The 9,134-nt window shown below is 68.1% G+C and carries 8 protein-coding genes; 3 read left to right on the top strand and 5 right to left on the bottom strand.

Going from position 1 to position 9,134, the window contains the following annotated elements; all coding sequences use genetic code 11:
- Positions 1-88: 88 nt before the first annotated feature.
- The 3 genes from PHP91_RS08185 to PHP91_RS08175 all read right to left on the bottom strand — a co-directional run bounded on the left by PHP91_RS08185 (position 89) and on the right by PHP91_RS08175 (position 4,144).
- Positions 89-955, bottom strand: coding sequence for a methylenetetrahydrofolate reductase (locus PHP91_RS08185; protein ID WP_300139419.1), 867 nt, complete (start codon positions 953-955; stop codon positions 89-91).
- A 392-nt stretch (positions 956-1,347) separates the two neighbouring features.
- Positions 1,348-3,204 (bottom strand): N-acetylmuramoyl-L-alanine amidase, encoded by a 1,857-nt coding sequence (locus PHP91_RS08180; protein WP_300139418.1) that lies wholly within the window; start codon positions 3,202-3,204, stop codon positions 1,348-1,350.
- A 190-nt stretch (positions 3,205-3,394) separates the two neighbouring features.
- Complete coding sequence (locus tag PHP91_RS08175; RefSeq protein ID WP_300139417.1) at positions 3,395-4,144, bottom strand: metallophosphoesterase family protein; 750 nt, start codon at positions 4,142-4,144, stop codon at positions 3,395-3,397.
- A gap of 119 nt (positions 4,145-4,263) precedes the next feature.
- On the opposite strand from PHP91_RS08175, the gene PHP91_RS08170 reads away from it, so the two are divergent.
- The 3 genes from PHP91_RS08170 (at position 4,264) to PHP91_RS08160 (ending at position 7,501) form a co-directional block, all read left to right on the top strand.
- Positions 4,264-6,072, top strand: coding sequence for an ABC transporter ATP-binding protein (locus PHP91_RS08170; RefSeq protein ID WP_300139416.1), 1,809 nt, complete (start codon positions 4,264-4,266; stop codon positions 6,070-6,072).
- An 89-nt stretch (positions 6,073-6,161) separates the two neighbouring features.
- Positions 6,162-6,638, top strand: a complete 477-nt coding sequence (locus tag PHP91_RS08165) for a chemotaxis protein CheD (RefSeq protein ID WP_300139415.1) — start codon at positions 6,162-6,164, stop codon at positions 6,636-6,638.
- A complete protein-coding gene (locus PHP91_RS08160; RefSeq protein WP_300139414.1) occupies positions 6,635-7,501 on the top strand; it encodes an HDOD domain-containing protein in 867 nt (288 codons plus the stop codon). Before PHP91_RS08165 ends, PHP91_RS08160 begins: the two co-directional genes overlap by 4 nt.
- 54 nt (positions 7,502-7,555) lie before the next feature.
- On the opposite strand, the gene PHP91_RS08155 is transcribed toward PHP91_RS08160, so the two are convergent.
- Together PHP91_RS08155 and aroE are read right to left on the bottom strand one after the other, a co-directional pair.
- Positions 7,556-8,254, bottom strand: a complete 699-nt coding sequence (locus tag PHP91_RS08155) for a peptidylprolyl isomerase (protein ID WP_300139413.1) — start codon at positions 8,252-8,254, stop codon at positions 7,556-7,558.
- 56 nt (positions 8,255-8,310) lie between these two features.
- Positions 8,311-9,132 (bottom strand): shikimate dehydrogenase, encoded by an 822-nt coding sequence (aroE, locus tag PHP91_RS08150; RefSeq protein WP_300139412.1) that lies wholly within the window; start codon positions 9,130-9,132, stop codon positions 8,311-8,313.
- Positions 9,133-9,134 lie beyond the last annotated feature (2 nt).

The following is a 9,134-nucleotide window of genomic DNA, read 5'->3' as shown; positions in this document are numbered from 1 at the left end:
GCCTTTGGCGGGTCCAGGGCAGCGCCCTGGCCTCCCCGGAGGGGCCGCCGGAGGCATTCCCCGTTCCATCTCGCGCCTTGTCGCCGTCCTACAATCCGGCGCGTTCCAGTATTTCGGCGCACATGTCGGGCTGGTTGAAGGGATAGAGGTGGACGCCGGGCGCGCCGTTTTCGAGGAGGTCGGCGACTTGTCGGGCGGCGAGGGAAACGCCGTATTGGCGCACGGCGGGGTCGCCGCCCTTGTCGTAGGCGTTTTCGACGGCGGCGAGGATTTTGCCGGGCACGGGGGCGTCGCAGAGGGAGGTGACGCGTTTGATCTGGCCCATGGTGCGGATGGGGAGGACGGAGGGGAGGACGGGTTTGTGGGTGCCGAGGGAGGCGAGGCGGTCGATCATGTCGAAGTAGCGGCGGTTGTCGAAGAAGAGTTGGGTGACGGCGAAGGCCGCGCCGGAGTCGAGCTTGAATTTGAGGAACCCGATGTCTTCGGCGAGGGAGGCGGACTGGGGGTGTCCGTCGGGGTAGGCGGCGACGCCCACGGCGAGGTCCGGGGCGAGTTCGAGGATGCGTTCCACGAGGTCGGAGGCGTGGGCGAGGGCGCGCGGGGGGCGGGGGGCGTCTTCGGGAAAGTCGCCGCGCACGGCCAGGGCGTTGCGGATGCCGCAGGCGCGGATGGTGTCGAGTTGGGGTTCGAGTCCGGTTTGCGCGGTATGGACGCAGGTGATGTGCGGCATGACGGTGAAGCCGTGGCTTTCGGCCAGGTCGCGGGCCACGGAGAGGGTGCCGACGCTGCCCTTGCCGCCCGCGCCGCAGGTGACGGCGGCGAAGAGCGGTTTCATGCGCTTGATGTTTTCGACGGCCCGCCAGAAGGCGTCCTGTTCGGCCTCCCGGCGCGGCGGCAGCAGCTCCACCGAAACGAACGGCCGGTCCAATCCCCTGAGCAAATCCGGTATACGCATGGTCGCAATCCTCTTTATTTATGGCTAAATCAATTAATCTCAATATACGGATAAATTGATGTATGCACCCAAAGAGGACGACCTGTCAAGGGTGGGGGGGCATGGCGGCAGTTGCGGGCTCAAAAGGGCCAAAACGGAATGCCGCCGTTCCTGAAGAAAGGGGCGTGGCCTGCGTCGGGCTTGGGGCCGCCCGATGACCGTTGACAAAGGGAGCCGGGCGCTTCAATTAATGATGGAGCCGTCGCCCCTTGGGATAAAACGCTTTCAGCGGCCGGGTCGAGGTTCCCATGCTGGTATCCGGCAGACCTTCAAGACTGGTCTGTCGGGATGCGGCGGCTCTTCCTTTTTTCCCAAGCAACGTTTGCTCGGCCGGGGCCGGCCGGAGCATTCGCCTACTTCATGGCGTAGCGCTCGATCTTGCCCTTGTAGGCCAGGACGCCGTCCACGATGCCCTGGGCCAGGTAGTCCTGGTAGGCGGCGGAGCTGAGGCGCTGGGCCTCGGTGCGGTTGGTGATGTAGCCGAGCTCCACCAGGACCGAGGGCATCTTGGCGCCCATCAGCACATAGAACGGGGCCTCGCGCGTGCCCTTGTTGTTGAGCTGCCACTTGCGGCGCACCCGGGTCAGGGTGTTGGTCTGGACGTCCTGGGCCAGGTCCCGGCTCTCCTTGATCTTGGAGTTGACCATCAGGTCGGTCAGGATGAACTGGAGGTCCGAGATGGAGCGCGGGTCCACCGCGTTTTCCCGCGCGGCGATGCGCACGGCGTCTTTGGACTTGGCCAGGTTCAGGCTGTAGGTCTCAAGCCCGTGGGCCGAGCGGCTCGTGCTGGCGTTGCAGTGGATGGAGATGAACAGGTCCGCCTTCTTGACGTTGGCCATGGCCGTGCGCTGCTCCAGCGGGATGAACACGTCCGTGGTCCGCGTGTAGAGGACGTGGAAGCCCTTGTGGGCCAGCTTGTCGCCCAGGAGCAGGGCGAAACGCAGGTTGACGTCCTTTTCCCTGAGCCCGTTGGCCACCGCGCCGGGGTCCTTCCCGCCGTGGCCCGCGTCGATCATGATGGTGCGCACGGTCAGGCCGAGCTGCTCCAGCAGGTCGCCAGCGTGCTGCTTGCTGCCCTTGGGCGGACGGTATTTGCCGTCCGCCGTGGTGTGGTGCGGTTCTTCCCGCCGGGACGAGGACGCGGCCTTGGCGGGAGCTTGGGCCCCGGCCCGGGGCTGGTCCGATCCGCCCTCGGGCGAATAGACGTCGATGACGATGCGGAAGGGGTTGTTCAGCGGAAAGATCTTGTAGTCCTGCATGGACAGGAAATCGAGGACCACGCGGGTGGTGTCCTTGTCGTACTGGCCGGTGCGGATGGAGCGCAGGATGCCGTCCGAGACAGTGGTCGAGGCCTTGACGTCGTGGCCCAGGCGGGAGCCCTGGATGTCGACGTAGAGCCGGTGGGGCCGGTTCACCGATGCGTCGGGCTTGAGCACCTGGTAGCGGTACTTGACCTGGTCGTCCAGCTCCAGGACCACGCGGGTGTATTCGTCGCTCGACTTGTAGCGCACGGTGTCCAGGTGGGCCAGGCCCGAGGGGTCCTTGGCGCGCTCGGCGGTCTCGGCGGGCTTGGCGATGGGCGGCGCGCCCGTCTTGGCCTCGGCCTCGGCCACCACGGCGTCCAGGCCGCTGTCGGGCTGGCCCGAGGGATGGGCGGTGATTTCGGCAACGGCCCACTTGTACTTGCCGAGCTTGCGCAGGGCCTGGTCGGCCTTGGCGCGCATGTCGGACCGGGGGTATTCCACGATGATCCGGGCCAGGTCCAGCCGGGCGGCGTCGTATTCCGCCAGCCGGGCCACGCGGATCTGCGCCCGGCGGTACAGGCAGTCGTCGGCCCAGCCGTGGCGCGGGTAGCGGGCGATGACCCGGCCGAAATAGTCCTCGGCCCGGCGGAAGTCGGACTTGAGGCCGCTGCGCAGCCCGAGTTCCTCCTGCACCCGGCCCAGGTAGTAGAGAGCCTTGGGCGCAAAGGGCCCGTCCGGGTCCTGTTTCAGGCAATCGGAGAACCGCCTGGCCGCGCCGTCCCAGTTGGAGCGGAGCTTGGCCTTGTTGCGGTTCTTGAGCAGGGCGTGGAACTCGTTGTAGCCCTTGGTGAACGCGGCCTGGGGCGAGGCGGCCGGGGCCGGGAGGGCGCACAGCAACAGGGCCAGCACGGCCGCGAGGGCCAGGGCCGGAAACGGGAGGAGTGCGGTGCGGCGTTGCGCTTTCATGCCATGCAAGGTCGGGTCGTGCGGTTTTTCCCGGTGCGTTCCCCCACGCCGGGAGCATATCGGGAATGGTAAGTTTGACGGTATTGTGGGGAAAAATCTAAAAAAAGTCCAGAGAAGAATCGCGACCTTGTGGAAAGGGTCGTCTCGGCGTCCGCGCCGGAGGGCCGTGAGGGGGGGGCGGCGGGCCCGGTCAGGCCAGGCCGGAGGCCAGCCAGCGGGCCCAGTCGGCCCGGCCGTTGCGCCCGGCCAGGGCGGCGGCCGCGTCCCAGTCGTAGGCCACGGCCACGAAGGTCGCGTCCCAGCCCGAGGGGGTGCGCTCGACGATGGCGTAGCGCGCGTGGGGCGAGCCCGAGGCCATGGCGTGGGGCGGCAGGTCGTCGTCGTAGGCGGGCAGGCCGACGGAGCCGGGGTTGACCACCGTGGCCGGGCCGCAATCCAGGCGGCCGGGGAAGTGGCTGTGCCCGGCCAGGACCAGGGTGCAGCCGTCCGCCTCGGGGGACAGGTCCGCGAGCACGGCCGAGCACGGCCGCATTGCCGGACGGCCCGAGGAGACGTCCTCCAGCAGGTAGGCGGCGTCGTCCCTCGGCGTGCCGTGGCAGAGCAGGACGTCGCCGTCCAGGCGCAGGGTGGCGGGCAGCGATCTGAGCCAGGCCAGGCCGTCGGGCCCGATGCCGTCCCGCGCGGCCCGGAGGGCCGGGGCGGCCTCCCGCGCCGGACCCCCTTCGAGCAGGATGCGGTCCTGGTTGCCGAGCACGGCGGGCATGGCGAGCCCGCGCAGGATCGCCCAGGTCGCGGCCGGGTCCAGGGGGCCGTAAAAGGTGTCGCCCAGGTTGGCGAAGCGGGTCACGCCGCGCGCCTTGGCATCGGCCAGGACGGCCCGGAGCGCGGCGGCGTTGCCGTGGATGTCGGCCAGCACGGCCAGGGGGAGTTGGATCGGCATGGTCCGAGCCTTGGTGAAAACGGGGTGAAAAGCAAGTCCTTTGGCTTTACGAAACCGCTCCGACCATTTACACAGTGCTTGGCGGCGCGTTCGGCCCGGCCGCCCGACAAGGAGACGACTTGGCCCGCGACACCAAACTGCACTACATGGGAAACCGCTACATGCTCCGGCGGAGCATCAGCTATTTCTCGCCCTACAAGCTGCGCGTGGCCATCGCCATCGTCGCCATGCTGCTCTACGCCCCCATCGCCCCGGCCCTGGCCTGGCTGACCAAGTACGTCACCGACCAGGTCCTGATGGCCCGCGACATGCCCGCCCTCAAGCTGTGCATCATCGGGCTGGCCGCGCTCATCGTGCTCAAGGGCGTGTTCCAGTTCATGCAGGTCTACGTCATGAACGCCACGGGCATCCTGGTCCTGCGCGACATGCGCCGCGACCTGTTCCGCAAGATCATCCGGCTGCCCATGCCCTTCTTCGCCGAGAGCGAGGTGGGCATGCTCATGAGCCGGATCGTCAACGACGTGGTGGCCGTGCGCCAGTGCCTGCCGAGCGTCATCATGTTCGTGCGCCAGATATTCACTCTCATCGGGCTCATCGGCACGGTCATCTACCTGGACGCCTACCTCGCCTTCTGGTCCCTGGTGGTCATGCCCGTCGCCCTCTACCCGATCATCTGGTTCGGCAAGAAGGTGCGCAAGTACGGCCGCAAGATGCAGTCCGAGCTCTCCGGGGTCAACGTGGTCCTGGAGGAGTCGTTCTCCGGCATCAAGGTCATCAAGGCCTTCGCCAACGAGCTGCGCGAGGACCTGCGCTTCAAGGCCGAAAACGAGAGCCTGTCCAAGGTCATCATCCGCCAGATATTCTACAGCGAGGTCTCGTCGCGGGTCATGGACTTCGTGTCCGCGGCCGCGGGCGCGACGGTGCTCTGGATCGGCGGCTCGCGCGTCATCCAGGGGGACCTGACCCCCGGCGACCTGACCGCGTTCCTCATCTGCCTGGTCCAGCTCTACGAGCCCATCAAGAAGATCAACATGTCCAACAACCAGATCCAGCAGGGGCTGGCTGGGGCCGAGCGCGTGTTCGACATCCTGGACTCCCCGGAGGTCCGGATGGAGGACGACGGCGACGTGGAGTTCGACGGCGCGTTCGACGAGATGGTCTTCGACGACGTGCGCTTCACCTATCCCGGCTGCCCGGTCCCGGCGCTGCGCGGCGTGTCCCTGACCATCCGGGCGGGCCAGAGGCTGGCCATCGTCGGCCCCAGCGGCTCGGGCAAGACCACCCTGGTCAACCTCATCCCCCGCTTCTACGATCCCCAGGAGGGCTCGATCCGGCTCAACGGCCTTCCGCTCACGGACTACCGGCTGGCCAGCCTGCGGCTGAAGCTGGGCCTGGTCTCCCAGGACACCTTCCTCTTCAACGAAACCGTGGCCGACAACATCGCCTACGCCCGCGACTCCTTCGACCGGACCGAGGTGGAGGAGGCGGCGCGCGCGGCCTACGCCCACGAGTTCATCCTGGAGATGCCGGAGGGCTACGAGACCATGGTCGGCGAGGGCGGCGTCAAGATTTCCGGCGGCCAGAAGCAGCGCCTCACCATCGCCCGGGCGATCATGAAGAACCCGCCCCTGCTCATCCTGGACGAGGCCACCAGCGCCCTGGACACCGAGTCCGAGCGCGTGGTCCAGCAGGCGCTGGAGAACCTGATGCAGGGCCGCACCTCCATCGTCATCGCCCACCGGCTCTCCACCATCCTGACGGCCGACCGCATCGTGGTCATGGAGAAGGGACGCGTGGTGGATTCGGGCACCCATGCGGAGCTCCTGGCCTCCTGCCCGCTCTACGAACGCCTCTACCAGATGCAGTTCGAGGACGCGGTCCAGCCTGCGGAACCCGCCCCGGCGGCCCCTACCTGCCCCAACCCTTGACAACCCGGTGGCGTCTTTCGCCGGGGTGGTGTAACGGTAGGCGCAGCCACCACCTCTGACCGCCGCGCCCGCGCGCGGCAGGACCGGACATGGGCCTGCTCGTCGTCTCCATATCGGACATGAAGTTCTCGCGTCGGCGCGAGGACGTCATCGTCACCTACTCCCTGGGTTCCTGTATCGGGGTCACGGCCTACGACCCCGGGACCCGCATGGGCGGCCTGGTCCACTGCCTGCTCCCCACGGCCTTCAACTCCCGCCATCGGGCCGAGGACAAGCCCTTCATGTTCGTCAACACCGGCGTGGCCCGGATGGTCCGCGCGCTGGTGGAGCACGGAGCCGACCGGGACCGGCTGATCTTCAAGGCCGCAGGCGGGGCGAACATGCGCGGCGATTCCCTGTTCAACACCGGCCTGCGCAACCACGAGGCCCTGTGCAAGCTCATGGAGGTGAACAGGGTCTCCCTGTCCGGCGAGGACGTGGGCGGGACCATCCCGCGCACGATGTTCCTGCACCTGGACACCGGCCGCGTGGTGGTGCGATCCCTGGGAAAGGAGAAGGAGTTATGACCCGGCGCGAAGCGATTCTCTCCAAGGTGGCCGAGGTGGTGGCGATCCCGTCGTTCGCCCCCAAGGCGGCCGTCCTGTTGAACGATCCCGACTCTGACCTGGTCCAGCTCGCCCGCATCATCGAGTACGATCCCGGCCTCACGGCCAACCTGCTCAAGATCGTCAACGCCTCCTTTTTCAGCGGGCGCAACCCCCTGCTCACGGCCCGGGACGCCATCGACCGGCTGGGCTCGGCCCAGATGCTCCGGTTCGTCGTCTCCACCGGCGTGGCCCCAACCTTCGTCTGCAAGGTGGAGGGATACGACCTGGCCCCCAACATGCACCTCCAGCACTCGGTGACCGTGGCCCTGGCGGCCCGCGAGCTGGGCGCGGTCCTGGGGCTCGACGCGCCGGACCACGTCTTCACGGCCGGGCTGCTCTCCGGGGTGGGCAAGATCCTGCTCGGGGCCTACGTGGAGGTGGACGTCCGGCCCATCCTGGACCTGGTGGACCGGGGCATGGCCTTCGACCGGGCCGAGGACGAGGTCCTGGGCGTGAACCACGCCGAGGTGGGCGCGCTGCTGCTGGAGAAATGGAAACTGCCGCAGCCCCTGGTCAACGTGGTCCGCCACCACCTGCGGCCCGAGGAGGCCCCGGAGCCGGACCTGGTCCTGGACCTGGTGCACATCGGCAACGTCCTGGCCAAGATGATCGGCGTCGGCCTGGGGCTGGACGGCCTCAACTACGAGCCGTCCCGCGAGGCGGCCCAGCGCCTGAAGCTGACTCCGGAGATCCTGGACGAGGTCTCGGCCAACGTGGTGGTGGACCTGCGCGCGGTCTGGGACCTGTTCCTGGAATGCGCGGGCGAGGCGAGCCCGCTGTAAAAAAAGGCGGGCTCCGGAGAGCCCGCCCTGTCGCGCTGGCGTTGCGTGCCCGGCCTACTGGGCCCGGTACATGCGCTTGATGAAGATGGGCTGGGCTGGCACGTCCTGGAACTGGCCCATGCGCGTGGTCTTCACGTCGAGCATCTTGTCCACCACGTCCATGCCCCGGATGACCCTGCCGAAGGGGCAGTAGCCCTGCCTGACGCTCCTGACGTTGTTCTCCTTGCCCTTGGGGTCGGCGGCGATCTCCCAGTCAGGGCGGTTGACGACGATGGCGTTCAGGCCCGGGTTGTCCTGGACGTTGAAGAAGAATTCGGCCTGTGCCGAGTCGGGGTTGCTCGACCTGGCCATGGCGATGGTGCCCCGCTCGTTGAGCAGGCCTGCGCCGCCCTCGTTGCGGATGGGCCCCCAGGTCGGCTGCTTGCGCTCCAGGGGATAGATGTAGCCGCCGCCCTGGACGATGTTGATGGACTGCTGCATGTCCTTCTTGGACAGTTCCTGGACTTCCATCTTCACGATGCGGTGGAAGATGGTGCCGTTGTAGAAGTTGCTGTCCACGTAGCGCAGGAAGTTGGCCACCGTGATCGGGGCGACGTCCGGATAGAGCATGACGATGATCCGTCCCATGGAGGTCTCGATGACCACCGCCGGATTGGGCTGGGCGCCCGCCAGGGCGGACGGCGCGTTCCCCGGCCCGAGGAGCAGGGCCCCGGCCAGGGCCAGGAGCATGAGGATTTTTCGCAGTTTGAGCATGTTCATCACCTTCGTATGGTTTGATCGGTCGATGATAGGAAAAAATTTCGCCCGTTTCAAGCCGCTGGCCGGGCCGCCAGGGCGTCGAGCAGCAGACGGCGCGCCCCGTCCTCGTCCATGTCCCGGCCGGTCCAGAGCCGGAACTGGGCCAGCCCCTGGTGCAGGAACATCTCCAGCCCGGAGACGGCGGCGCATCCGGCTGCGGCCGCCTCGCGCAAAAAGCGGGTCTCAAGCGGATTGTAGACGATGTCGTAGGCCACGCACCCCTCGGGGAAGCGGTCCGCGTCCCACGGGCTGCGGCCCTCCAGGGCCCCGGCCATGCCGAGCGGCGTGGTGTTGCATATCAGGCCGAAGGGCTCGTCCATGCGCGCCTCCCAGGCCACGGCCCGGACGCCGAAGTCCACGGCCAGGGCCGCCGCCTTGTCCGGGGTGCGGTTGGCCACGGCCACGTCGGCCACGCCCAGCTCCAGCAGCCCGGCCACGGCCGCCCTCGCCGCCCCGCCCGCGCCCAGCACCAGGGCGGAGGCGGGCAGGGAGGCCAGCCTGCGCAGGGGCGCGACCACGCCGATGACGTCGGTGTTCTCGCCGCACAGCGCGTCCCCGTCCCGGAACAGGGTGTTCACCGCGCCCACGCGCCGGGCCCGGTCCGTGATCCGGTCGAGCAGGGGCATGACCGCCCGCTTGTGCGGGATGGTCACGCTCAAGCCCAGGATTTCGCCGGTGCGGACCCGGTCCAGGAAGGCGGGCAGTCCCCCGGGCTCCAGGGGGAAGGCGTCGTAGCGGGCGTCGACGCCGAGCCGCCCGAACCCCCAGTTGTGCAGGGCGGGGCTCAGGGTGTGGCCCAGCGGCCAGCCGATGATGCCGTAGCGCGCGGTCATGT

It is taken from the genome of Pseudodesulfovibrio sp. (assembly GCF_028692895.1).
Lineage (GTDB): Bacteria > Desulfobacterota > Desulfovibrionia > Desulfovibrionales > Desulfovibrionaceae > Pseudodesulfovibrio.
This window is presented reverse-complemented; position numbering and strand designations above follow the sequence as displayed.